This is a genomic window from Streptomyces sp. JH002 (genome assembly GCF_050916115.1).
Taxonomy (GTDB): domain Bacteria; phylum Actinomycetota; class Actinomycetes; order Streptomycetales; family Streptomycetaceae; genus Streptomyces; species Streptomyces xiamenensis.
This window is the reverse complement of sequence record NZ_CP087989.1, coordinates 894,591-918,038: the sequence shown is the minus strand read 5'-3', so window position 1 is coordinate 918,038 and position 23,448 is coordinate 894,591. Positions and strand designations below refer to the sequence as shown.

At 72.6% G+C, this 23,448-nt stretch carries 26 protein-coding genes; 9 read left to right on the top strand and 17 right to left on the bottom strand.

Annotation, left to right across the window (positions count from 1 at the left end; translation table 11 throughout):
• Nucleotides 1–165: 165 nt before the first annotated feature.
• The 3 genes from H7827_RS03850 to H7827_RS03840 are packed head-to-tail and all read right to left on the bottom strand — an operon-like array spanning nucleotide 166 to nucleotide 3,396.
• A complete protein-coding gene (locus tag H7827_RS03850; RefSeq protein WP_432742682.1) occupies nucleotides 166–1,188 on the bottom strand; it encodes an enoyl-CoA hydratase/isomerase family protein in 1,023 nt (340 codons plus the stop codon).
• Nucleotides 1,189–1,222: 34 nt separating this feature from the next.
• Nucleotides 1,223–2,551: an aspartate aminotransferase family protein gene (locus H7827_RS03845; protein WP_364242172.1), complete on the bottom strand. Its 1,329-nt coding sequence runs from the start codon at nucleotides 2,549–2,551 to the stop codon at nucleotides 1,223–1,225.
• Entirely contained in the window at nucleotides 2,548–3,396 is an 849-nt protein-coding gene (locus tag H7827_RS03840) for a nitrilase-related carbon-nitrogen hydrolase (protein WP_432742680.1), read from the bottom strand. The genes H7827_RS03845 and H7827_RS03840 overlap by 4 nt, the downstream gene beginning before the upstream one ends.
• A 207-nt stretch (nucleotides 3,397–3,603) precedes the next feature.
• On the opposite strand from H7827_RS03840, the gene H7827_RS03835 reads away from it, so the two are divergent.
• Both H7827_RS03835 and H7827_RS03830 read left to right on the top strand, forming a co-directional pair.
• Nucleotides 3,604–4,347, top strand: a complete 744-nt coding sequence (locus H7827_RS03835; RefSeq protein WP_030730845.1) for a hypothetical protein — start codon at nucleotides 3,604–3,606, stop codon at nucleotides 4,345–4,347.
• A 52-nt stretch (nucleotides 4,348–4,399) separates the two neighbouring features.
• Entirely contained in the window at nucleotides 4,400–5,221 is an 822-nt protein-coding gene (locus H7827_RS03830; RefSeq protein ID WP_432742678.1) for a GntR family transcriptional regulator, read from the top strand.
• A gap of 53 nt (nucleotides 5,222–5,274) precedes the next feature.
• On the opposite strand, the gene H7827_RS03825 is transcribed toward H7827_RS03830, so the two are convergent.
• From H7827_RS03825 to H7827_RS03785, 9 genes are all read right to left on the bottom strand, one after another.
• Nucleotides 5,275–5,736, bottom strand: a complete 462-nt coding sequence (locus tag H7827_RS03825) for a DUF6278 family protein (protein WP_386541013.1) — start codon at nucleotides 5,734–5,736, stop codon at nucleotides 5,275–5,277.
• Between the two features lie 88 nt (nucleotides 5,737–5,824).
• A complete protein-coding gene (locus tag H7827_RS03820; protein ID WP_432742676.1) occupies nucleotides 5,825–6,604 on the bottom strand; it encodes an exodeoxyribonuclease III in 780 nt (259 codons plus the stop codon).
• 22 nt (nucleotides 6,605–6,626) lie between these two features.
• Nucleotides 6,627–7,274: an MBL fold metallo-hydrolase gene (locus H7827_RS03815; RefSeq protein ID WP_386534263.1), complete on the bottom strand. Its 648-nt coding sequence runs from the start codon at nucleotides 7,272–7,274 to the stop codon at nucleotides 6,627–6,629.
• Nucleotides 7,275–7,433: 159 nt separating this feature from the next.
• Nucleotides 7,434–8,285: a CDP-diacylglycerol--serine O-phosphatidyltransferase gene (gene pssA, locus H7827_RS03810; RefSeq protein WP_030730860.1), complete on the bottom strand. Its 852-nt coding sequence runs from the start codon at nucleotides 8,283–8,285 to the stop codon at nucleotides 7,434–7,436.
• On the bottom strand, nucleotides 8,272–8,904 hold the full coding sequence (locus H7827_RS03805) for a phosphatidylserine decarboxylase (protein WP_030730863.1): 633 nt from the start codon (nucleotides 8,902–8,904) through the stop codon (nucleotides 8,272–8,274). Before H7827_RS03805 ends, pssA begins: the two co-directional genes overlap by 14 nt.
• Nucleotides 8,905–9,278: 374 nt before the next feature.
• Complete coding sequence (locus H7827_RS03800) at nucleotides 9,279–10,256, bottom strand: HpcH/HpaI aldolase/citrate lyase family protein (protein WP_030730866.1); 978 nt, start codon at nucleotides 10,254–10,256, stop codon at nucleotides 9,279–9,281.
• A 59-nt stretch (nucleotides 10,257–10,315) separates the two neighbouring features.
• Complete coding sequence (locus H7827_RS03795) at nucleotides 10,316–11,104, bottom strand: TetR family transcriptional regulator (RefSeq protein ID WP_386534256.1); 789 nt, start codon at nucleotides 11,102–11,104, stop codon at nucleotides 10,316–10,318.
• Between the two features lie 57 nt (nucleotides 11,105–11,161).
• Nucleotides 11,162–11,677: a GNAT family N-acetyltransferase gene (locus H7827_RS03790; RefSeq protein WP_432742672.1), complete on the bottom strand. Its 516-nt coding sequence runs from the start codon at nucleotides 11,675–11,677 to the stop codon at nucleotides 11,162–11,164.
• Between the two features lie 91 nt (nucleotides 11,678–11,768).
• Nucleotides 11,769–12,593 carry an endonuclease/exonuclease/phosphatase family protein gene (locus tag H7827_RS03785; protein WP_386534250.1) on the bottom strand — a complete coding sequence of 275 codons (825 nt, stop codon included), beginning with the start codon at nucleotides 12,591–12,593 and terminating at the stop codon, nucleotides 11,769–11,771.
• 23 nt (nucleotides 12,594–12,616) lie between these two features.
• Between H7827_RS03785 and H7827_RS03780 the strand changes: the two genes are divergently transcribed.
• Nucleotides 12,617–13,321 carry an HAD family hydrolase gene (locus H7827_RS03780; protein ID WP_386534247.1) on the top strand — a complete coding sequence of 235 codons (705 nt, stop codon included), beginning with the start codon at nucleotides 12,617–12,619 and terminating at the stop codon, nucleotides 13,319–13,321.
• Nucleotides 13,322–13,325: 4 nt separating this feature from the next.
• On the opposite strand, the gene H7827_RS03775 is transcribed toward H7827_RS03780, so the two are convergent.
• Nucleotides 13,326–13,520, bottom strand: a complete 195-nt coding sequence (locus H7827_RS03775; protein ID WP_432742669.1) for a hypothetical protein — start codon at nucleotides 13,518–13,520, stop codon at nucleotides 13,326–13,328.
• A gap of 73 nt (nucleotides 13,521–13,593) precedes the next feature.
• Between H7827_RS03775 and H7827_RS03770 the strand changes: the two genes are divergently transcribed.
• Nucleotides 13,594–14,547, top strand: coding sequence for a LysR family transcriptional regulator (locus tag H7827_RS03770; RefSeq protein WP_432742667.1), 954 nt, complete (start codon nucleotides 13,594–13,596; stop codon nucleotides 14,545–14,547).
• On the opposite strand, the gene H7827_RS03765 is transcribed toward H7827_RS03770, so the two are convergent.
• Both H7827_RS03765 and H7827_RS03760 read right to left on the bottom strand, forming a co-directional pair.
• Entirely contained in the window at nucleotides 14,531–15,217 is a 687-nt protein-coding gene (locus tag H7827_RS03765) for a type II toxin-antitoxin system RelE/ParE family toxin (RefSeq protein WP_324604816.1), read from the bottom strand. The genes H7827_RS03770 and H7827_RS03765 overlap by 17 nt on opposite strands.
• Before the next feature lie 76 nt (nucleotides 15,218–15,293).
• On the bottom strand, nucleotides 15,294–16,247 hold the full coding sequence (locus tag H7827_RS03760; RefSeq protein WP_432742665.1) for a GlxA family transcriptional regulator: 954 nt from the start codon (nucleotides 16,245–16,247) through the stop codon (nucleotides 15,294–15,296).
• A gap of 202 nt (nucleotides 16,248–16,449) precedes the next feature.
• On the opposite strand from H7827_RS03760, the gene H7827_RS03755 reads away from it, so the two are divergent.
• On the top strand, nucleotides 16,450–16,881 hold the full coding sequence (locus H7827_RS03755) for a Rid family hydrolase (RefSeq protein ID WP_432742663.1): 432 nt from the start codon (nucleotides 16,450–16,452) through the stop codon (nucleotides 16,879–16,881).
• Here the strand turns inward: H7827_RS03755 and H7827_RS03750 are convergent.
• Nucleotides 16,865–17,029 carry a hypothetical protein gene (locus H7827_RS03750; protein ID WP_432742661.1) on the bottom strand — a complete coding sequence of 55 codons (165 nt, stop codon included), beginning with the start codon at nucleotides 17,027–17,029 and terminating at the stop codon, nucleotides 16,865–16,867. The two genes, H7827_RS03755 and H7827_RS03750, sit on opposite strands and share 17 nt — an antisense overlap.
• A complete protein-coding gene (locus H7827_RS03745; protein WP_432742659.1) occupies nucleotides 17,026–19,164 on the bottom strand; it encodes an alpha-galactosidase in 2,139 nt (712 codons plus the stop codon). The genes H7827_RS03750 and H7827_RS03745 overlap by 4 nt, the downstream gene beginning before the upstream one ends.
• Before the next feature lie 72 nt (nucleotides 19,165–19,236).
• Here H7827_RS03745 and H7827_RS03740 point away from each other — a divergent pair, with 72 nt between their 5' ends.
• Genes H7827_RS03740 through H7827_RS03725 form a run of 4 tightly spaced genes read left to right on the top strand, consistent with a single transcriptional unit; the run spans nucleotide 19,237 to nucleotide 23,420 of the window.
• Nucleotides 19,237–20,322, top strand: a complete 1,086-nt coding sequence (locus tag H7827_RS03740; protein ID WP_432742657.1) for a LacI family DNA-binding transcriptional regulator — start codon at nucleotides 19,237–19,239, stop codon at nucleotides 20,320–20,322.
• 49 nt (nucleotides 20,323–20,371) lie between these two features.
• Nucleotides 20,372–21,697, top strand: coding sequence for an ABC transporter substrate-binding protein (locus tag H7827_RS03735; RefSeq protein ID WP_432742655.1), 1,326 nt, complete (start codon nucleotides 20,372–20,374; stop codon nucleotides 21,695–21,697).
• A 17-nt stretch (nucleotides 21,698–21,714) separates the two neighbouring features.
• Nucleotides 21,715–22,590 carry a carbohydrate ABC transporter permease gene (locus H7827_RS03730; protein WP_432742653.1) on the top strand — a complete coding sequence of 292 codons (876 nt, stop codon included), beginning with the start codon at nucleotides 21,715–21,717 and terminating at the stop codon, nucleotides 22,588–22,590.
• Nucleotides 22,587–23,420 carry a carbohydrate ABC transporter permease gene (locus H7827_RS03725; RefSeq protein ID WP_432742651.1) on the top strand — a complete coding sequence of 278 codons (834 nt, stop codon included), beginning with the start codon at nucleotides 22,587–22,589 and terminating at the stop codon, nucleotides 23,418–23,420. The genes H7827_RS03730 and H7827_RS03725 overlap by 4 nt, the downstream gene beginning before the upstream one ends.
• The last annotated feature ends 28 nt before the right edge of the window (nucleotides 23,421–23,448 follow it).

The window sequence follows — 23,448 nt, the reverse complement described above, 5'->3', positions numbered from 1 at the left end:
CCGGCTCCTCGGCCCTCGTCAGCCCTCGTCGGCTCTCGTCGTCCTCTCCAGCGTCGGCGCCCCGGCCGCCGCCGTCCAGGGACACCGCACCCCGGCCCGCACGGGGCGAGGGCACGGTCCGCTGCACGAACGGGCAAGCCCCGCAGCCCGCGCCCGCCCGCCGCGCTACCAGGGAACGCCCGCCGTCCACCCCGCCACATCGACCTGATCCAGCCGCTCCGGCCGCCAGCGCGGACGCTGATCCTTGTCGACCAGCAGCGCCCGCACCCCCTCCGCGAAGTCCGCGCCGCGCGCCACCCGGCACGCCAGCAGCAACTCCCGCTCCAGACACACCGCCAGGTCCTCGCTCGCCGCGCCCCGCTCCAGCAGCTCGCAGGTCAGCCACAGACTGGTGGGGGAGAACCCGGCCAGCTCCCGCCGGGTCTCCCGCGCCCACGCACCGGGCTCGGCGGCCAGCCGCTCCAGAATCCGTCGCGGGTCGGCGTCCGCGAAGCACCGCCCGATCAGCTCGCGCTGCTCCGCCCACTGCGTTCCGGCCGGCGGCGCCGGCCGGGCGAACCGCTCCACCGTCGCCACCACACCCTCGGCCGGCGTGCGCAACGCCCCCTCCAATTCCGGGAGTTCCTCCCGCGGGACGAAGTGGGTGGCCAGGCCGCACTCCAACGCCCGCGCGGCGTCCAGCCGGGCCCCGGTCAGCCCCAGATACCGGCCCAGCGGCAGCCCCAGCCCGGGCAGGAACCAGCTCGCCCCGACATCGGGGAAGAACCCGATCCTGGTCTCCGGCATCGCGAACACCGCCCGCTCGGTCACCACCCGCACCGAACCGTGCACCGAGATCCCCAGCCCGCCGCCCATCACCAGGCCGTCGATCAGCGACACGTACGGCTTGGGGAACCGCGCGATGAGGCCGTTGAGCGCGTACTCGGCGGCGTAGAAGGCGTCCGCCACCTCCGGCGTCCCCGCCAGCACCGCCTCGCGCGCCGCCCGCACATCACCACCCACGCAGAACGCCCGGGGCGAGGCGCTGCGCAGCAGCACCCCGCCGACCTCCGGATCGTCCTCCCAGCGCGCCAGCGCCCCCGCCATCGCCGCCACCATCTCCGCCGTCAGCGCGTTCAGCGCGGCCGGCCGGTTCAGTGTCAGCCGCCCCAGACCGCCGGAGACTTCCTGTTCCACCAACTGATCCATGGGCGCACACCCTACGGCGGCGCCCCGCTGCCTCCTACCCGTTCCGCCCGGCCAGTTCCGCGTCCACCCCGGCCAGGGCGGCCACCAGCAGTTCCGCGCCCTCGCGCGCCTCCTCCCCGGTCAGGCTCAGCGGCGGCGCGATCCGCAGGACACTCCCGCCGGGCCCGCCGCCCTTGCCGATCAGCAGCCCCGCCTCCCGGGCCCGCTCCAGGACCAGGGCCGCCACCGCCGGATCCGGCTCACCGGTCCCCGGCCGCACCACCTCGACGGCGATCATCAGACCGCGCCCGCGTACCTCCCGTACCAGCGCGAGGTGTTCCGCGCCCGCCACCAGGCGTTCGCGGAGTTCCGCCCCCACCCGGCGGGCGTTCGACTGGAGGTCGTGTTCCAGCAGATACCCCAGGTTCGCCAGCCCGGCCGCCATCGTCACCGGGCTGCCGCCGAACGTCGAGATGGAGTTCGCGTCCAGCGCGTCCATGATCTCCGCGCGCCCCACCACGCCCCCGATCGACATCCCGTTGCCGATGCCCTTCGCGAACGTCAGCAGGTCGGGCGGCCCGGCCGCCGCGTGCGCCTGCCAGCCCCAGAAGTGGTCACCGGTACGGCCCCACCCCGTCTGCACCTCGTCGCTGATCCACACGATCCCCTCCCGCGCCAGCACCTCACGGAAGGCCGCGAACAGCCCGTCGGGCCCGGAGGTGAAACCGCCCACCCCCTGCACGGGTTCGGCGATCAGCGCCGCCACCCCGGCCGGGCGGGTGTGCGCCAGCATGTCCTCCAGGTCGGCCACCGCCGCCGCGATGAACTCCTCGTCCGGCAAGGCGGCGTACGGGCCACGCGTGCGCACACCGCCGTGCACGTACAGGGTCTGCAGCGGCGAGAGGGTGGTCGGCGACCAGGCCGCGTTACCGGTGATCCCCACCGTGGAGAAGGACCGCCCGTGGTAGCTGTTGCGCATCGCCAGCACCTGGTTGGCGCCCCCGCGGTACGCCGAGGCCAGCAGCAGCGCCGCGTCGTTCGCCTCGGTGCCCGACGTCGTGAAGAACACCCGGGCGTCCTCGATCCCCGACAGATCCGCGATCCGCTCCGCCAGTTCCACCATCGGACGGCTCAGATACAGCGTCGAGGAGTGCACCAGGCGCTGCGCCTGCTCCCCGACCGCCTTGGCCACCTCCGGCAGCGCGTGCGCCGTCATCGTCGTCAGGATGCCGCCGAAGAAGTCCAGGTAGCGGTTGCCGTCCGCGTCCCACACATGCCGGCCCGCGCCGTGCGTGAGCTCCAGCGGCCGCTCGTAGTAGAGCGTGAGCCACCGCGGCAGGACGGCCCGGTGCCGCTCGTGCAGGGAGCCGGTCCGCGCGCTCATGGCCGCACCAGCCCCTCGTACGCGTCCGGCCGCCGGTCCCGGTAGAACGCCCACTGCCGCCGCACCTCCCCGATCGCCGCGAAGTCCAGATCCCGCACCAGCAGTTCCTCCTCCTGGTCGCTCGCCACCTCGCCCACGAACCGCCCGCGCGGATCCACGAAGTAGCTGGTGCCGTAGAAGTCGTTGTCGCCGTACTCCTCCGTACCCACCCGGTTGATCGCCGCCACGAAGTAGCCGTTGGCCACGGCCGCCGCCGGCTGCTCCAGCTGCCACAGATGCGCCGACAGACCCCGCGAGGTGGCCGACGGGTTGAACACCAGCTGGGCCCCGGCCAGCCCCAGCGCCCGCCAGCCCTCGGGGAAGTGCCGGTCGTAGCAGATGGAGACACCGATCCGGCCCGCCGCCGTGTCGAAGACCGGCCATCCCAGATTCCCGGGGCGGAAGTAGAACTTCTCCCAGAAGCCCGGCAGCTGCGGGATGTGGTGCTTGCGGTACCTGCCGAGGACCGTGCCGTCGGCGTCGATCACCGCCGCCGTGTTGTAGTAGTGCCCGGCGTCCTCCACCTCGAAGAGCGGCGCCACGATCACCAGGCCCGTCTCGCGGGCCAGCGACCGCAGCCGTTCGACGGTCGGCCCCTGCGGCACCGGTTCGGCCCACCGGTAGTGCTCGGCCTCCTGCACCTGACAGAAGTACGGGGCGTTGAACACCTCCTGGAACCCGATCACCCGCGCCCCGGACCGGGCCGCCTGCCTCGCGTACTCCTCATGCTTGGTGATCATCGATTCGGTGTCGCCGGTCCAGGTGGCCTGCACCAACGCGGCGCGTACGACATCAGCATCAGCCATCAGCTGCTCCTGTGGATGGGGCGATGGACACGCGGAGCGGATCCGTTGCGACGGTAGGATCCGTCACGCACCGTGGCAAGGGCATCAGCGTTACGTCGCCGAATCCACCGCGATTGCCACCCCACCGCGATTCCCGCCCCGCCGGGAGCGGGCCGTGGCGTTCAGGGGGGTCGAGGACGTCACACCCCGCCGGTAGAGTCCCCGCCCATGACCGAAGACGCCCGTACCCTCGCGATCGCGATCGCCGTGACCGCCCTCGCCGCTCTCGCCCTGGGCTGGTTCGCCCGCAGCCGGCTCAGCACGCTCGCCCACCGCCGCCGCCAGGAGTTCTTCGGCCTGCCGGACAACTCCGAGTGCATGCTGGTGGTCAGCCGCGACACCGGCACGGACGGCGCCGTGGCCCGCAACGATGTGATGGCCCTGCTGGAACTCTCCGCCGTCATACGCAACTGCGGGGCCCGCGCCCAGCTGATATCCGGGGAGACCGCCCGGCAGGGCTTCGGCGAGCGCACCGAGTTCTGCCTCGGCTCGCCGGTGGCCAATCGCCGCTCCGCCGCGCACCTCCACAGCCTGCTGCCGGGGGTCTCCGTCAACACGGACGCCGACCCTGGACCCGACCGGGGGGCGTTCGTCATCGGCAGCGAGCGCTTCCGGCTGGAGAACGGCTCCGTCGAACACGTCCTGCTCGCCCGCCTCACCGCCGGGCAGGAGGGCCGCCCCGTCTTCCTCGCCTGCGGCCAGCGCTCCATCACCCACCAGGCCGCCGCCCGCTACCTCGCCCGCCACAACGCCCGCCTCAGCCGCAAATACGGCTCGGGCGGCACCTTCGTCCTGCTGCTGAAGGTGGTCAACTCCCAGGCGTACGGTCCCGATGTCGTCGAACTGGTCAAGGACGTCACCCGCGTGGCGACCGTGCCCCAGCCCAAGCTCACCAGGAGTAAGGACCTCTGACCGCGCGTGACATAGTGACGTAGCCTGGACGTCGGCGGAAAGGATGATGAGGATGGGCGACGCCCGGCCGGTATACCAGCGCATCGCGGACGATCTGCGGCAGCAGATCGACGAGGGCACGCTTGCGGTGGGCGCGCGAATCCCCTCCCGCGCCGAGCTCAAACGCACCTACACCGCCAGCGACCAGACGGTGGACCGCGCCGTACGGGTGCTGAAGGCCGCCGGATACGCCACCGGCCAGTTCGGGCGCGGCGTCTTCGTCAGCGACCGCGAACCGCTCGGCGTTCTCCTCCGCTCCACCGGGGCCGTCGACAGCCCGCTCGCCGCCCGCATCCAGATCCTGTCCGGCGGTCGCGAGCACGCCCATGGCCACGGTCACGGCCCGGGGGAGGGGCACCAGGAGGGCCCGGCCGGCGAACAGCCCGACCTGATGTGGGAGGCCACCTCCACGGCCGTCGCCGCACCGCCGGAGATCGCCGCCCGCCTCGGCGTCGGCGTCGGCGAACCGCTGATGTGCACCCAGTACGAGTACCTGGCGGACCGCCGCCCCCTGCAACTCGCCACCAGCTGGGAGCCGCTGGCCCTCACCAAGGGCACCGACGTCCTGCACCCGGAACGCGGCCCCTATGCCCGGCGCGGTGTCCGCGGCCGGTTCGCGGCGATCGGCATCCGGATCGTCCGCGCCACCGAGACCGTCGCCTCCCGGCCCGCCACCGGGGCCGAGGCCGACGCGCTGGGCTGTTCGCCCGGCCAGTGCCTCACCGCCGTCCAGCGCACCCACTACGACGAACACGACCGCGCCGTGGAGACCTCCGACACCGTCCTGCGGGGCGATCGCTGGCGCCTGGAGTACGCCATCGGCTTCGGCGGCTGACTCCCGGCGGCTGAGCCTCGGCGGCCGAGAAAGCCGCCGGCGCGCGCACCGGCTCAGAACCCGGCGCTCTCCGCGTACACCTGGGACAGCTCGGGCACTCCGGTGTCCGCCCAGTCGTGACCGGCCGTCAGTACATCCACCCGCCGCCCCGAACCCATCGCCACCACCGGCCCGCCGTGCGCCCCCGGCACCCACCGGGCCCCCAGCACCGTACGGACCAGCACCGTGCCCAGGTACAGGCCCGCGTCCGTGCCCAGACCGGCCAGCTCCTCCGGGTCGTCCCGCCACCGGGGCAGCAACTGGTCCAGCGCCTCCAGCGATTCCGGCGTGTCCCCGAGCACCACCCCGGCGGCCAGCGCCCTGGCCCGCAGCAGCTCGCATTCGGACAGCAGTTGCGCCACGCCCTCGGGGTCGGCCCAGGCGCCCTGCGCGCCGTCCCCCGCCCGCTGACCCGGAGGGGCCCCCAGCCGCGGTTCGGCCCGCTTGCGCCAGTTGTCCAGGAAAGGGATGTTCATGCGTTTCAGCGTCCCACCCCGGGCCCGCGGGGCACTACAGGGCCACACCCGTCTTCTTGTTCGTGGCGGAATTTCGCCCCCGGGCGCCCTACACCTCCAGGTCGACCACGACCGGCGCGTGGTCGGAGGCGCCCTTGCCTTTGCGCTCCTCGCGGTCCACGTACGCGTCCTTGACCCCGCCCGCGAACGCCGCGTTGCCCAGCACCAGATCGATGCGCATGCCCCGGTTCTTCGGGAAGCCCAGCTGCCGGTAGTCCCAGTACGTGAACGGGTGGTCGTACTTCAGCGGGCGCGGCCGCACATCGCTCAGCCCCGTGCCGCGCAGCGAGGCCAGTGCCTCCCGCTCCGCCGCCGTCACATGCGTGGCCCCCTCGAACGCCGAGATGTCCCACACGTCCTCGTCCGCCGGCGCGATGTTGAAGTCGCCGAGCACCGCGAACGGCCGCCCCGCCGCCGCGTCCGCGCGCACCGCCTCGCGCAGCGCCGCCAGCCAGCGCAGCTTGTAGTCGTAGTGCGGATGCCCGACCTCGCGCCCGTTGGGCACGTACACCGACCACACCCGCACCCCGTCACAGCTGGCGGCGACCGCGCGCGGCTCGTTGAGCCCGTCGTAGTCGGGGCCGCCCGGCAGCCCGGTCACCGGCTCGGAGATCCCGATCCGGGAGACCACCGCGACCCCGTTCCAGCGGCCGTCCGCGTGCACGGCCGCCTCGTACCCCAGCGCCCGCAGCTGCTCGGTGGGGAACGCCTCGGCGGCGCACTTCAGCTCCTGGAGGCACAGCACGTCGGTGCCGCTGCTCTCCAGCCAGGCGAGCAGCCTCGGCAGGCGCGCCGTGATCGAGTTGATGTTCCAGGTGGCGATGCGCATCGGCTCGGGATCTCTCAGACTCTTAGACGGTGGTGGAATCGCCGGGGGTCATCCGGGTGTAGGCGGTGCCGCCGATGCCCGGACCCTGCGGCCCCAGATTGCGGCCGTAGACGCCCAGGCCGGTGTCGCTCAGCAGCCCGTCATGGATCGCCAGCGCCCGCTGGGCGCCGACCTCGCGGGCGTAGTCCACGATCTCCGAGAACTTGTTCCACGGAGCGTGGACGGGCAGCAGCAGTGTGTGCACGGGACGGTCCGGCACGGTGAGCGCGTCGCCGGGGTGGAAGACCTCGCCGTCCACCAGGAAGCCGATGTTGGTGACCCGCGGCATGTCGGGGTGGATCACCGCGTGCAGCTCCCCGTGCACCTCGACCCCGAAGCCGGCGGCGGTGAAGCTGTCGCCGTGCCCCACGGTGCGCACCCGGCCGGGGAAGGCCGCGCCCAGCTGCTCGGCGACGCTGCGCAGCGTCCACACCTCGGCGGCGGGGTTCGCCTCCAGGGCCGTGCGCAGCCGCTCCTCGTCGAAGTGGTCCGGGTGCTCGTGGGTGACCAGGACGGCGTCGGCGCCCAGCGCCGCGTCCTCCTCGCTGAACCGCCCGGGATCGATGACGAGAACCCGCCCGTCGTCCCGGGTGAGCCGTACGCAGGAGTGGCCCTTCTTGGTGAGCTGCATGCCCGCCATTGTGCTACGGCCCACTGACAGCGGCAGCCGCGACGCTCCCCGGACCACCGCGCCCCGCGCCGCCCCGTACCCGGCGAACGCCAGGGGCCCGGGTGACGGTGACGTCACCCGGGCCCCTGGACCCGCTCTGCGCGCGCGGCCGGCCGTCCGCTAGGACTGGGCCTCGGCCCGCGCCTCGCGCCGCAGATCGCGGAAGTTGTACACCCGCCGCACCATGGCGAACAGCGGGATCACCGCCCCCAGCACCAGCTGGAGCGAGCAGCCGGTCTGGAGCATCAGCTCACCGCCCGGCGCGTCGAAGGCCCACGCGGTCAGCAGCGCCATGCTCAGCACGATCCAGGCGAGCATCGCCCCCGCCAGCGGCCCGCGCGGCTTGGGGTACTCGACCCGGCTCACCATCAGCCAGGCCACCCCGACGATCGCCAGCAGCGTCGGCCAGAACGGCAGCTCGAGCAGCACGATGGAGACCACCGTCAGCGCCCCGAAGGGGCTGGGCATGCCCTGGAAGACCCCGTCGGGCATGGTCACGCAGGAGAACCGCGCGAGCCGCAGCACCACCGCCAGCAGTACGGTGATCGCCGCCAGCGCCGCGACCGGCTCGTGGGCGTCGCCCACCACCATGCCCCAGACGAGAACGAAGTAGGCGGGGGCGAGACCGAAGCTGATCAGGTCCGACAGATTGTCCAGTTCCGCACCCATCGGCGAGCTGCGCAGCTTGCGCGCCACCAGGCCGTCGAACAGGTCGAAGACCGAGGCCAGCAGCATCAGCAGGACGGCGGTGGCCGCGTTGTTGCGTACCACTCCGACGTCGCCGCTGCCCGTCAGGTGCGGGATCAGGACGCCGGTGGTGGTGAAGTAGACCGCGAGGAAGCCACAGATGGCGTTCGACAGGGTCAGGGTGTCCGCTATTGACAGTCGCATCGACAGCGGAAGCTCATCCGCTTCGTCCTCGTCCGCCTCCGGTACCCAGGCGCTCTGCGCGCCGCGGTCAATCACGGTCAAGACGTGTCACCCCCGCTGTGGTCTTCTCGCCGACCTCGACCGCCGGCTCGATGCCCTCGGGAAGATAGACATCCACCCGCGAGCCGAACCGGATCAGCCCGATGCGCTCACCCTGCTCGACCTTGCAGCCCTGCGGCACGTACGGCACGATCCGCCGCGCGACGGCGCCGGCGATCTGCACCATCTCGATGTCGCCCAGCTCGCTGTCGAAGCGCCACACGACGCGCTCGTTGAACTCGCTCTCCTTGTCGAACGCCGGAACGTAACCGCCCGGCACGTGCTCCACGGAGGCCACGGTGCCGGCGACCGGCGCGCGGTTCACGTGGACGTTCAGCGGGCTCATGAAGATCGCGACCCGGGTGCGCCCGTCCTCCCACGGCACGATGCTCTGCACCACGCCGTCCGCCGGACAGATCACCCGCCCCTGTCCGATCTCCCGCTCCGGGTCACGGAAGAACCACAGCATGCCCGCGGCCAGCGCGGTGGCCGGGACGGCGGCCGCCGCCCAGCGTCCGGAGTGGCGGGCCTTGGCGAGCGAAACGGCGGCCGTGGCGACCGTCGGCAGCAGCCACGGCGAGGCGCCGCGGGCGAGGCGTACGGACGAGGAGCGGAGCGGCATGGGAGACCTTCGTAGCGGGGAAAGCCGCGCATCCCGAAGCGGCGCGACTAAGCCGATGCTAGCGGCTTCGGACGGTAACTCGGCAAGCCAGCAGGCCGAGTACGGCCATAAGTCCTGTTCTGGCGTCGATCTGCGTGTCTCAATAATGCCCAGATAGAGGACATTCAGCCCTGGCCACCATACGGGAGAACTCGCCCGAACGGGAGAGGGGAATCTGGATCGCCCGGCGAATTCCGAGATGTACCACGGCACAGCGTGAGTTTCCACACGCGCAACGTGATGCGCGGCCGGCGCGGGTCCGGCCCGCCATCATTTGGTAAAACCTCGGCCAACGCCGGTCGGGCCCTCGTCACCCGCCGTCGCCGGCCGTGTGCTCAGGGGGAGGGCGGGGTGAAGGCCGAGGTGCGGGCCAGGCCGGCGGCCCGGCCCTTGCCCGCGAGGACCAGTGCCATCTTCCGGCTCGCCTCGTCGATCATCTCCTCGCCGAGCATCGCCGCGCCCCGTGCCCCGCCGGCCGCCGAGGTCCAGTAGTCGTACGCGTCCAGAATCAGCTCGGCGTGGTCGTAATCCTCCTGGGAGGGCGAGTAGATCGCGTTCGCCGCCGCGATCTGGTCCGGATGCAGCACCCACTTCCCGTCGAAGCCCAGCGCCGCCGACCGCCCGGCCACCTCACGGAACCCGTCGGGATTGCGGATCTGGAGATAGGGGCCGTCGATCGCCTGGAGTCCGTGCGCGCGGGCCGCCATCAGAATCCGCATGAGGATGTAGTGATAGGCGTCCGCCGGATAGCCGGGCGGCTGTTCGCCGACCACCAGTGACTTCATATTGATGGATGCCATGAAGTCGGCGGGGCCGAACACCAGGCTCTCCAGCCGGGGTGAGGCCGCTGCGATCGTGTCCGCGTTCACCAGTCCGCCGGCGTCCTCGATCTGCGCCTCGATGCCGATCCGCCCCACCTCCAGGCCGGCCGTCCGCTCGACCTGGGTCAGCAGCAGGTCCAGCGCCTTCACCTGCTCGGCGTTCTGTGTCTTCGGCAGCAGCAGCGCGTCCAGCCGGGCACCCGCACCCTCCACCACCGTGATCACGTCCCGGTATGTCCACGGCGTGGTCCAGTCGTTCACCCGCACCACGCGCGTCCTGCCACTCCAGTCGCCCTCGTTGAGCGCCTCGACGACGGCGTCCCGGGCCCGCTCCTTGGCCAGCGGCGCCACCGCGTCCTCCAGGTCCAGGAAGACCGCGTCGGCCGGCAGGCCCTGCGCCTTCTCCAGGAAGCGCGGGTTGCTGCCCGGAACGGCCAGCACGGAGCGGCGGGAGCGCGAGGGGCGCTGCCCCGGGGAGCCGGGGACGGTCATACGGGCCTCCAGAGCGGGGGACGGGACGAGGACGTGCGGCGGGGAAAGGAGGGGAGGGGTCAGCGGCGGCAGTCGCGCAGGGCCTGCTCGATGGTGCGCATGACCTCGTTCAGCGGTGCGTCGGTACGGGCCACCGTGACCAGCACCTCGCCGCCGCCCCCGCCCGCCGGTGCCACCTCGGCCGCCGCCACCGGGGGCGCGGGCGCGGCCGTGGCACCGCCGGCGAACACCGGCAGCGCGCCGAAGGTACTGCGCACGATCGTGAAGGCGTGCTCCAGCTCCGCCTCCACATCGCCCTGCCCGCCCCGGCGCAGCCAGCGCCGCAGTACGTGGTTGTGCGCCGTCACCACGGAGGAGGCGGCCACCTCGGCGAGCAGCGGTTCGTCGCCGTTGTGCGAGTTCTCGTCGAACCGGGCCAGCAGATAGCGGGTGAACAGCCGCTCGTACCGGGCGACCGAGGCGATCTCGCGTTCGCGCAGCGCCGGGACCTCCCGGGTCAGCTTGTAGCGCTCGACCGACAGGGCGGGGGAGGCCGCGTACATCTTCATGACCTCTTTGATGCCCCGGCAGATCGTGTCGATCGGGTTCTCCCGCTCGGGGGCCGCCTCCAGGACCTCCTCGGCACGCACCAGGGTGTCGTCGTGGTCCGGGAAGATGGCCTCTTCCTTGGAACGGAAGTGCCGGAAGAAGGTTCTGCGGGCCACTCCGGCGGTCGCGGCGATCTCGTCGACGGTGGTGGCCGCGTACCCTTTCGTCGCGAACAGCTCCATGGCGGCGGCGGCCAGCGCCCGGCGCACCTTCAGGCGCTGGGAGATCTGCGGACGGTCGGACTTCACGGGCTGAACCATGCAAGCGAACGTACTCCATCCCCCCGCCCCCCGCTGACCATTGCCGATGCGGTGCCGTCAGCCCCGCGCGTACCGCAGTTCGGTGACGCTGACGCCCTGGATCTCCTCGGACTGTTCGGCGCCGTCGGGGGCGAAACCGGCGCGTTCGTAGAAGCGGAGCGCCCGCATGTTGCCGCGCACCACCCACAGCCGGACGCGGGGGAGCCCGTCGGCGGACAGCCGGGCCGTGGCGGCCTCCAGCAGGGCCCGGCCGACGCCCGTGCCGATGAACCCGGGGTGGACGTACAGGGCGCGTACCTCGCCCCAGCCGGCCTCGTGCGGGCGGTAGGGGCCCTGGCAGGCCCAGCCGATGATCCGGCCGGGCTCCGAGGGCCCCGACGCCACCAGATGGCCGGTGCGCGCCGTGGGCCCGGCGAGTCCCCGCCGCAGCCCCGCCGCGAACGGCAGCGGGTCCAGGGCGTCGAGGTAGGGCCGCGGCATGATGCCCCGGTAGGCGTGCCGCCAGCCCAGAACCCGGAGCCGGGCGACGTCGTCGGTGTCGGCCTCGGTCATTTCCCGTATCGATACGGTCATCTGACCATTCTTGAGGTGCGCGCGGGCCGGTGCCGGGCCGGGTCCCGGATCGGGACCGTACGGGACGCCACCCTGGGCACCCCCCGGCCGCCTACGCCTCCAGCTCGGCCACCACCGCGAGATGATCCGAGGGCCACACCCCGTCCACCGGCCCGTCCCCCGCCCGGCGCACCGAGCGGACCCGGCCGGTGCCGTCCGCGGCCGGCAGCCCGGTGTGGATGTAGTCGACCCGGATGTTCAGCCCCAGACCGCCCGCCAGATAGGGGTTGGCCGTGTCCCAGGTGGCCGAGGGCTGCCCCGGATCGGCGTACCGCCAGGCGTCGAGCAGCATCTGCCCCGGCACCGCGGGCGCCGTCAGCCGCCCGCCGAACAGCCGGATCTCGTCCGAGTCCGGCTCCGCGTTGAAGTCGCCCGTGATGACCGGCGGGAACGCCCCGCCGCCGCGCCGGTCCGCCACCATCCGGGCCAGCGCCCGTACCTGCGCGCACCGCACCCCGGACCCGGCTGGGCCCGAGTGCAGATGGGTGGTGAAGAACGGCACCGGGCCGCCGGGCGCGGCGATCCGCGCGTACAGCGCCACCCGCCCCTCGTCGGGGCCGTCCCCGCGCGGCAGCGGCACCACCGCCGACTCCTCGATCGGCCACCGGCTGAGCACGGCGAGCCCCACCCCGAGGCCGGGCGGCGCGGACGCCGGGATCCGCTCGCTCCAGTGCGGCGGCAGCGCCGCCGGGGCCCAGGCCAGATGCAGGCCCAGCTCCGCCGCGAGCTGTTCCGCCAGATGCCCCTCCGCGGTGCTCCACACCTCCTGGAGCCCGCACACATCGGGTTGTTCGGCGCGCAGCACGGCCGTGATCGCCGCCTGCCGCCGCTCCCAGGGACCGAACCTCCACCACAGATTCCACGTCAGGAAGCGCACAAGCCGATGGTACGGTCCCGGACATGCTGACAGGTGCGGGCATCCGGGCCGTCGTGTGGGACATCGACGACACGATCTTCGACTACACCGGCGCCAACGAGGCGGGCGCGCTCGCCCATTTCGCGGCCGAGGGGCTGCCCGCCACCGCGGCCGAGGTGGCGCGGTGGACGGCGCTGATGCGCGAGCACTACGACCGCTATCTGGCGGGCGAACTGGCCTTCGCCGAGCAGCGCCGGGAGCGGGTGCGCGCCTTCCTGCGCGACCCCGGCCTTCCGGACGGGGCGGCGCAGGAGTGGTTCGACCGGTTCAGCGCACGGATGCGGGCGGCCTGGCGGCTGTACCCGGACGTGCTGCCGGCGCTGGACGCGCTCACGCCGGGCTACCGGCACGGGCTGCTGTCCAACTCCAACCTCGCCCACCAGGACGACAAGCTGCGCAGGCTGGGCGTCAGGGACCGGTTCGAGATGCTGCTGTGTTCGGAGGAACTGGGCCACGCCAAGCCGGCGCCCGAGGCGTTCGCGGCGGCCTGCGAGGCGCTGGGCCTGTCTGCGGGGGAGGTGGCGTACGTCGGGGACCAGCGGATCACGGACGCGCAGGCCGCGACGGCGGCCGGGCTGTGCGGGATCTGGCTGGATCGCGGGGAGTCCGGCACGGCCGCCGAGGTGCCCCCGCACCGGATCACCACCCTGAGCGCCCTGCCCGGACTGCTGGCGCGGCTGGGCGGCTGAGGGCTCAGCGGCGCCGGCCGCCGTCGCGCGCGGCGCCGCCGGCGGTGGTGCGGGGGCGGGCGCCGGGGGAGTGCGGGTAGAGCGTCATGCGGGGGTGGCCCTCGGTGTCGCGGGTCCACACGACGGTGCCCTCGCTGGTCAGGTGGCGGGAGATCACGGTCTCTTCGGCCTGTGTCGCACGGTTCACTGAGGTGGTCATGGCACCAGTGTTGGACGGTTCGACCGTTCGCGTCCATTGAATGTTTCCCCGGGTGTATGTGCACAATCGCTGCATGATTGATCTGCGGCGGGTCCAGGTGCTCAGGGCGGTCCACCAGCACGGCACGGTCACCGCCGCAGCGGCGGCCCTGCATCTGACCCCTTCGGCCGTCTCGCACCATCTGCGTGAACTCTCCCGCGAACTGAAGGTCCGGCTCATCGAGCCGCAGGGCCGCCGCATCCGGCTCACCGGGGCGGCGCACGTGGTCATCGAGCACGGGGACGCCATGGTCGCGCGCTGGGAGCGGGCCGAAGCCGCGCTGGAGTCCTACCGCTCCGGGACCGCGGGGCTGCTGCGGATGTGCGGCTTCCCCAGCGCCGTCGCCGCGCTGATCGCCCCGGCCGCCGCCCTGCTGCGTGCCTCGAACCCCGAGCTGACGATCGAGGTCAGTGAGTGCGAGACCCCCACCGGTTTCGATCTGCTGCTGGCCACCGACGCCGACATCGCCGTACTCGCCCCCTCCGAGGACTTCCCGCACCCCGGCGACGCCCGCTTCGACCAGCGCACCCTGCTGGATGAGCCGCTGGATCTGCTCGTCCCCGCCGGCCACCCGCTGGTGGGGCGCACCCGGGGCGGGGCCCAGGGCGTACGGCTGGAGGACACCGCGCGCGAGGAGTGGATCCTGGCGGCGCCGGGCAGCTGCGACCACCATCAGCGGGTGGTGGTCTTCTGCGCGGTGGCCGGGTTCACCCCCAAGGTCGCGCACTACGTCCGGGACTGGATGGCGATCTCGGCGATGGTCGGCGCCGGACTCGGCGTCTCCCTGGTCCCCAGGATGGCCCCGACCCCGCCCGAGCACGCGGTGGTCAGGCTGCCCCTGACCGGCGAACCGGCCCTCACCCGGCGCATCCTCACCTGCGTCCGCGAGGGCAGCCGGGACCACCCGCTGATCCAGCACGGCCTGAAGGCGCTGGCGGAGGCCGCCGCCGCCGTCCCGGGACGGGTGGGGATCACACCGCCCGCGTGATGAACTCCACCGTCGTCATGTCGGAGACGATGCGCAGATCCAGCCGGGCGTCCAGGGCCGTCGTCAGGGTGCGCAGCGAGGACACGGCCGGAGCGATCGCGCCGCCCTCGATGCACTCGATGTCCGCCTCCGACAGACCCGCGCGGACCGCCAGCTCGGCCGGGCTCAGACCCAGTTGCGTACGGCGGTCGTACACGGCCTGCCCCAGCGCGACCGCCGCCCCGGCCTCCACATAGGCGGGATCGGCGCGGTGCTCGTCGGGGATGCGCCAGCTCCCGTGGTATCCGCGTCCCCCGCCGGCGTCGGTCCGCGTCCACGCGATGACCGAACGCCGCGAGCGCGGATGCTCGGTGCCGCACTCCTTCTGCTTCTGCCGGGCGCGCCGGATCTGGTCCTCCTCGCGCAGCCTGGCCCTGCGGAAGACCGTCAGGAAGACGATGCGGCGGCCCGGGGCGAGCCAGTAGGTCAGCCGCACCGGCTCGTTGCCCAGGACGAACCGCAACTCGCGCAGGGAACCGCCCAGATGCCGGGTGTACGGGTCCCCCAGCGCGGTCGGGGCGTCGGCGAGACGATCGGCCTGCCGCTCGACCACACGATGCTGCGAGGGAGGGAGGGCGTGCACCCACTCCAGCACTTCCGGTTCGAGTTCGAAGTCCCAGCGCTTGGCCATACCCCCGAGCCTAGTGATCGCGCGGACACCGGACGTGCCATTCCCGGCGTGGTTCACCTGCACGGGATCCCTCGCGTCAACGGGTTGACCTGCTGGGGACGCCGGAGTCCTGCCGGCCACCGTGTGCCGCGCGGTACGCGCTCGGGGTCATGCCCAGTTCCCGGCGGAAGGCCGTGCGGAAGTTCGCCGCCGACCCGAACCCCGTCTCCCGGGCGATCCTCTCCACGGTCCAGCCGGAGGTCTCCAGCAGCCGGCGCGCCCGCAGGATCCGCTGCACGGCGACCCAGTGCATCGGCGGCATCCCGGTCTCGCGCGCGAACCGCCGGATGAAGGTCCTGCGGGACAGCAGGCTGCGCTCCGCCAGCCCCTGCACGGTGAGCGGCGATCCGAGATGCGCCAGCACCCACTCCCGGGTCGCCCGCAGATCCTCGCGGGAGGCGGCGGGCCCGTCCACGTACTGCGGCTCCTGCGCCCCACGGGCGGCCGGGAGCACCACCTCCTTCGTCACCCCGTCCGCGACCGCCGAGCCGAAGTCACCGCGTACGACGTGGAGGCAGGCGTCGATTCCCGCGCCCGCGCCGGCCGAGGTGAGAAACGGGCCGTCCTCCACGAACAGCCGGTTCTCGACCACGCCGACCTCCGGGTACCTCTCCCGCAGTTCGGCGGTGTGCCGCCAGTGCGTCGTCGCGGTCCTTCCGTTCAGCGCCCCGATGTCCGCGAGAGCGAAAACCCCGGTGCAGATCGCAAGGACGCGCGCTCCCTTCTCCGTCGCGACGCGCAGGGTTCTCGCATAGGCGGAGGGAAGGGGACGCAGCGGATCGTCATAACCCGGTACGACGAGGACATCGGCGCTCTCCGCCGCGGAGAGCGGGTGTGCGGGGCCGAGGTCGGTGACCGTTCCTGCGGCCGGCGTGCCGGGGCCGGCGTCCTCGGCGCAGGCCAGGACCCGGTAACCCGGGTGCCGGCCGAAGACATGCGTGGCGATGCCGATGTCCAGCGTGTACGCGCGCGGCACCGCGAGGATCGCCACGCTCCGCCCCTCGTCCGTGGTCCCCAACGATCCTCCCAGGTCAGCCCACCCAGGGCCCAGCGTACGGGGGAGGGGCGACAGCCCCGGAGCGCGGCACGATCCTTGCGCCCTGTGGCACGGCCGCCCCTGGTGCGCCCCGACCCGGCGCTCCTACGGTTTCCGTACATCCCGAAGCGATTCCGTCCGCACGATCGGAGCCCTCATGACTCCCGCACGCCGCACCGAAATCCACCACGTCCCCTGGGAGGAGAGTTACGGATACGTCCAGGCGGTCCAGCACGGTGACACGATTTACCTCTCCGGACAGGTCGCGCACGACGGACCGGAACTCGTCGCCCCGGCCCCGGTGGACGCCGCCGGAAAGGTCACCGATGTCACCAACACCGGCGCCCAATTGCGCCAGTGCTACACCAACGCGGCGCGCCTGCTGGAGCGTTTCGGCGCGTCCCTGGACGACGTCGTGGACGAGGTCATCTACGCCGTCGACGTGCCCGCCGCCGACGCCGCCGCGGGACCGGTGCGCAAGGAGGCGTACGGCCGCCCCGACCCCCAGGTGGCCAGCACCATGATCGGCACCCCCCGCCTGGCCTTCCCCGAACTGCTGGTCGAGCTGAAACTCACCGCTCGCCTGTAACGGCCGGGCGCAGCGGGGCGAGGCTGTCGGCGAGGGTCTCCTTCACGGTGTCCTTGCTGAACAGGGGCAGCCCGAGGTACCCGGCCGGCTCCCGGGCAAGGATGGTCTTGCCCGCGCCCGGGAGGCCGTTGACCAGCACCGTGGTCATCGCGCCCGCAGGCGCAGCAGCAGCGCGGCCGGGGAGCGGGGGAGGGTGACGGTCAGTTCGCCCTCCGGAGCCGACCAGTCGACCGTGCCCGCGGTGACGGCCGGGTACAGGACCTCCGGCTCGACCGCGCGGCCCCGCCACGCGGGGAGCGGCAGGGTCCGCACCGGGCCGCCGCCGCGGCGCCACACCGTCAGGTACGTGGTGCCGTCGGCCGCGCGCAGGCCGAGCGCGGGCCAGGGCTCCTCCCAGTCCGGCAGACCGAGCGGCCAGAACGGCACCGCCCCGGGCAGGTCGGCCCGCAGTCCCTGGTAGACCCCTACCGCCTCCCGCACCAGGGCGAGTTGACCGGAGGTCATCCGGTTCAGGTGGCCGGACAGATGGATCCGGCCCAGCAGTGCCCCGGCCAGCGTGAAGGCGATCTCGTCGTCCGTGAACTCCGGCTGCGGATAGGCCCACACCGCGCCCTGTTCCGGCGGCACGGCCGTGGGGGCGCTCGCCGCGATCGGCGGGTAGCGCAGGAAGTCCTGCTGGTCGCTGGTGGATTGCAGCTGTGTCAGCGCGAGCGACGAGCCGTCCATCCGCATGCCGCCCGAGGCGCAGTTCTCGATCACCAGACGCGGATGGCGCTCCAGTACGGCGCGCAGCCAGTCCTGATACGCCCGGGCGTGTGCCAGCAGACCGGCCCCCGGGCTGGTGGTGCCTCCGGTGTCGGTGCCGGGTGGGACGGAGATGTTGTAGTCCAGCTTGAGGTACCCCACTCCCCACGCGCCGACGATCCGGTCCACCGTCGCGTCCAGGTGGTGGCGCGCCGCCGGGTGGCGCAGGTCGAGCTGGAAGCGGCCGTTCTCCCGCACCCGTACGCCGTCCCGCGCGAAGTACGCGGCGTCCGGCAGGGTCGGGGCGATGGGGCTGCGCACGCCGACCACTTCGGGCTCCAGCCACAGCCCGGGCACCATGCCGTGGGCGCGGACGCGGTCCAGCACCTCGTGGATGCCGCGTTCGCCGGGGAACCGGGCGGCGGCCGGCTGCCAGGCGCCCACCGTGTCCCACCAGCCCCCGGCGTCGCCGTCGTACCAGCCGGCGTCGATGACGAAGTACTCGGCGCCCGCCGAGGCCGCCGCGTCGACGAGCGGCAGCAGCTTCGCGGTCGTCGGATCACCGTTCAGCGTGTTCATGTAGTCGTTGAAGACGACGGGCAGTGCGGCGTGGTCCGGATGCGGCCGGCGTACCAAGCGCCGGTACGCGGTCAGTTCGGCCAGCGCGCCCTCGAACCCGGCGCGCGAGAGGGCGAGCGCGGTCGGCACGGTCGTGAACGAGGCTCCGGCGGCGAGCCGTTCACTCCACTGGTGCTCGGTGTCGGTCGGGCCCCACAGCGCCAGATAGCCGGCGGCGCCGCGTTCACCCGTCTCCCAGGTCCAGCCGGTGGGCGACTCGATCTGCCACAGCCACGCCGCCCCCTGACCTCGGTCCGAGCCGGAGGTCAGCGCGCCCATCGGCAGATGACCGTCCGTCGGCCAGCTGCCGCGGCTGCTGTACGCCACCCGACCGCGCGAATCCTGCTGGTGCAGCGCGTGGTTGAGGTCCGGCACCCGGCGGCGCAGCGGCTCGCGCCGCCAGCGGCACTCGGCCAGCCAGTCGTTCTCGGCCCAGTGCAGCTCCAGTTCGCCGGGGTCCGGCAGCCCGCCCAGGGCCAGCGAGGAGACCGCGTACAGCGTGCGCACCCCGTCCGACTCATTGGTCACCGTGACCGAGCCGCGCAGCACCGCCGTCCCCTCGGGGGACTCCAGCAGCAAGGTGACGGCCAGTCCGCTCACTTCGTCCGCCAGGTTCAGACGCAGCCGGTGCCAGGGCCCCACGGTCTCCGTCCGGTGCGAGCGCAGCCGCAGCCGCCGGCCCACCGCCGTGTCGATGCCGCGCTGTCCCGACCGCTCGGTGCCGGTGCCGGCCGCCAGCAACTCCACCACCGGCAGCGCGGCGGCGAGCGGAGCCGGCGGCACGTCGTCGTCCGGCGGCCCCACACGTACCGTCCGCAGCACCCCGTCCGGCCCTGCCGCGAACTCCGCGCTCAGCGCCGAGTGGCCCCACCTGATGGTGGTTTCGGTGGCGGCGGCAGTGGTCCGCTCATCGCTCGACACAGTGCTCCCCCTGGTGAATTCCCGGTTTCCCCATGTCTTGACGGCCCCTGTGTGACCGGTCACAATCCTGGCATGTCTGTGACCGGTCACACAAGGAGCGGCCGCCGCCCCGCCAGCATCCGCGACGTCGCCGACGCCGCCGGGGTGTCGTACCAGACCGTCTCCCGGGTCATCAACGGACACCCCAGCGTGCGCCCCGCCACCCGCGCCCGGGTCGAAGCCGCCGTCGCCGCGCTCGGCTTCCGGCGCAGCGCCACCGCCCACGCCCTGGCCAGCGGCCGGACCAGGGCGCTGACCGTCCTCACCTCCAACACCACCCACTACGGCTACGCCGCCGCGCTCCAGGGCATCGAGGAGGCCGCCCGCGCCGCCTCCTTCGCCGTGGGCATCTCCGTCCTGGAATCGGACGAGGACGCGGTGGTACGCGATACGGTGCGCCGGGCCACCGACTCCGGCGGCGGGCTGATCGTCATCGCCTACGACCGCCCCGGCGTCCGCGCCCTGCGACACGTCCCCGACGACGCCCGGATGGTGGCCGCCGTGGAGACCCCGGCCAGCACCCCGCCGCCCGGCAGCCCGTGGGTGTGGACCGATGACCGCGCCGCCGCCCACCGCATGACGCGCCATCTGCTCGACCTGGGCCACCACACCGTCCACTACCTCGCCATCCCCTCCATCACTGACACCTCCAGCGCCTCCACCACCAGCACCGGCACCGGCGACGGTGCCCAGCGCGCCGCCGGCTGGCGCGACGCGCTGCGCGAGGCCGGGCGGCCGATCCCCGAACCGCGCCCGGCCGGCTGGGAACCCGCCGACGGATACGCTGCCGGTCACCTCCTGGCACGCGACCCGGAGGTGACCGCCGTGCTGTGCGGCAACGACGCCCTGGCACTCGGCGTGCTGCGCGCCCTGCGCGAGGCCGGCCGCGACGTGCCGCGCGACATCAGCGTCGCCGGCTTCGATGACGCCCCGCACTCCGCGTATCTGACCCCCGCACTCACCACCGTCCGGCTCGACTTCACCGGCCTGGGCCGCGCCACCTTCGCGCTGCTGCACGGCCTGCTGGAGGCGGGCGAGCCCGTCACCCCGCACCCCGTCGCCCCGCCCGAGCTGATCATCCGCGAGAGCACCGGACCCGCACCCCGACCGCCCCGCTGACGTACGGCGCCGCCCGCCCGGCACCACCGCCCGCCCCCAGGAGTCCACGATGAAGAGGACATCCGCCGCCCTGGCGCTCATCTGTGCCGGAGCCCTGACCCTGACCGCCGGCTGCTCCGACAGCTCCGTCATCGACCACGCCGACGAGGCGGCCCGCATGACGCCGGTCGACCCGCTCGGCGATCTGTCCGGCGTCACCCTCACCCTCTGGACGGCCCAGTCCACCGCCACGACGGCCGCCCCCGTCATCGAGGCGTTCGAGGCGGCGACCGGGGCGAGCGTACGCACCGAGGCCATCCCCGACCTGTACGAACAGAACGTGCCCACCCGGCTCGCCGCCGGCGACATGCCCGACCTGCTGTTCTGGCAGCCCAGCATCTCCACGCTGCCCTTCATCCACCCGCAGCGCCATCTGCTGCCACTGGACAACGAGCCCTGGGTGGCCGAACTCGGCCCCACCGAGGCATCCCTGGGCGTCCTGGACGGCACCCGCTTCGCCGCCGTCGTCTCCAGCCCCGCCATGCTCGGCGTCTACTACAACAAGGCGGTCTTCGCCGAAGCCGGCCTGAGCGAGGCCGACTTCCCGCACAGCTACGACGAACTCCTCCAGCTGGGCCACACGGTCCGCGACCGTACGGACGCGGCGCCCTTCTACGAGGCGGGCGGCGACCAGTGGCCGCTGCAATGGCAGGTGCAGGCCCAGCTCACCGACCTCCCCGACAACTGGTGGGAGGGCCTGAACCGCAACGAGGAACACTGGACCGACCCCGTCGTCGTCGACGCCATCACCACCTACCGCGACGAACTCCTCGGCGCGGGCCTCGCCCAGGACGACTACCGCACCGGCACCTTCACCGGCCAGGCCGAGGCGCTGTGGGAGGGCGACGCCGCCATGGCGCTCAACGTCACCGCCCTCCAGACCCTCTTCCAGGCCCAGCACACCACGGCGGAGATCGACGCGACCATCGGCTGGTTCCCGGTGGCCAACTCCGACGCCCGCGGCCTGTACTCGCCCGACCAGGCCAACGGCGTCGTCGCCTTCCGCACCGGCGACGAGACGCGGCAGAACGCCGCCCGCCAGTTCCTCGCGTACTGGCTCGGCCCCGGCTACCCGGACTATCTCGACGCCCGCAAGATCACCTCCGTACAGCCCGCCGTCCCCACCCCCGACGGACTGCCGCGCATCGCCCTCGACCAACTCGCCGCGCTGCCCCAGGCCCACGGGGTCTTCCAGGCCAAGGCCATTGTCGCCCCCGAACTGCACACCGGGCTCGCCGAGCTGATCTACGGACAGAAGTCCCCCGAAGCGGTGGCGCAGTTCGTCGACGACCAATTCTCCGAGATCGCCCAGGCCCAGGGCGCAGCAGGCTTCTGAGAAAGGAGGCCGACACCGTGGCCCGTGCCCCCGGCCGGATATCCGGGGCGGCCGTCCACCACCCCTGGTGGTTCGCGCTGCCCGCCGTCCTCGTCTTCGGCGGCTTCTTCCTGCTGCCCAATCTGCTGAACTTCGTCTACCCCTTCACCGACTGGTCCGCATACCACAGCGACATCTCCTACGCGGGGCTCGACAACTTCCGCCGCATCATCGACAACGGCACCCTCTTCCGGGCGATCCGCACCACCTTGGTCTACGCCCTGCTCGCCGCGTTCTTCCAGAACCTCTTCGGGCTGCTGCTCGCCCTGCTGCTGGAGCGGGACACCCGCTTCAACCGCTTCTTCCGCACCGTCTTCTTCCTCCCCGTCCTCATCTCCGCGCTCGCCGTCGGCTACATCTTCCAAGCCCTGCTCAACACCGACGGGGCCCTCAACAGCGCACTGGGCACCACCATCCCCTGGCTGGGCAGCACCACCTGGACCGTCGTCCTGGTCGCCGCCGTCCACGGCTGGAAGTGGATGGGCCTGGCCATGCTGATCTACCTCGCCGGGCTCAAGGGCATCCCCGGCGACACCCTGGAGGCGGCCCGGGCGGACGGGGCCGGACCGTGGCGGCTGTTCTGGGCCATCCGCTTCCCGCTGCTGGCGCCCGCGGTCACCTTCAACGTCACCACCTCGCTGCTCGGCTCGATGAACACCTTCGACATCGTCCAGGCCACCACCGGCGGCGGCCCGGCCGCCGCCACCGAGGTGATGAACATCTACATGTTCCGCGTTTTCGGCCAAGGCCTGTACGCGCAGGCCTCCGCCATGAGCCTGGTGCTGTTCCTGGTGGTCGTCGCCCTGGCCATCCCCCTGGTGACCGGATTGCGCAAGAGGGAGCAACTGCTGTGAACGCCTCTGCCAACGTCTGGCGCTGGGGCCGGCCGGTCCTGGTGATCGTGCTCGCCGCGCTCGCCGTGGGCGTACCGCTGTGGCTGGTGATCGCCACCGCCGCCAAGCCGCAGGGCGAGGCCGTACGCCCCGACCTGGCGCCGCCCGGGCAGTGGCAGACGGGCCAGAACTACGCGGACGCCCTCAGCCAGGGCGAGATGCTGCGCGGCCTGCTCAACAGCCTGCTGGTCATCGTCCCGGCCGTGGTCCTGGTCCTCGTGCTGGGGGCGGCCGCCGCCTGGGTGTTCGCGCGCCGCCGGGGCCGGCTGGTCACCGCCGCGTACACCGTGTGCATCAGCGGACTGCTGCTACCCCCGGCCATCATCACCATCGTGCTGCAACTGCGGCAGCTCGGCCTGGCCGGCACCCGCCCCGGCATGATCGCCGTCTACACCGCCATGTACCTGTCCACGGCCATCTTCTTCATGACGGGCTTCATCCGGGCCATCCCCCACGAACTGGAGGAGGCCGCCCGGATGGACGGCGCCGGGCCGCTGCGGATCTTCACCCGGATCGTGCTGCCGCTGCTCCGCCCGGTCATCGCCACCGCCACCATCATGGTGATGCTCTACGCCTGGAGCGACGTCTTCTACTCCTTCTTCGTGCTCGGCGGAGGCGACGCCGCCACGCTGCCGATCAAGCTCTTCCAGGTCGCCAGCGCCCAGCTGTACCTCAACAACTGGCACCTCATCTTCGCCTACGTGGTGCTGATGAGCCTGCCGATGATCGTGGTCTTCCTGGTCGCCCAGCGAAAGATCGTGTCCGGAATCACCAGTGGAGCCGTCAAGTAAGCCGCCGCGAAGGAAAGGACCTCACCCC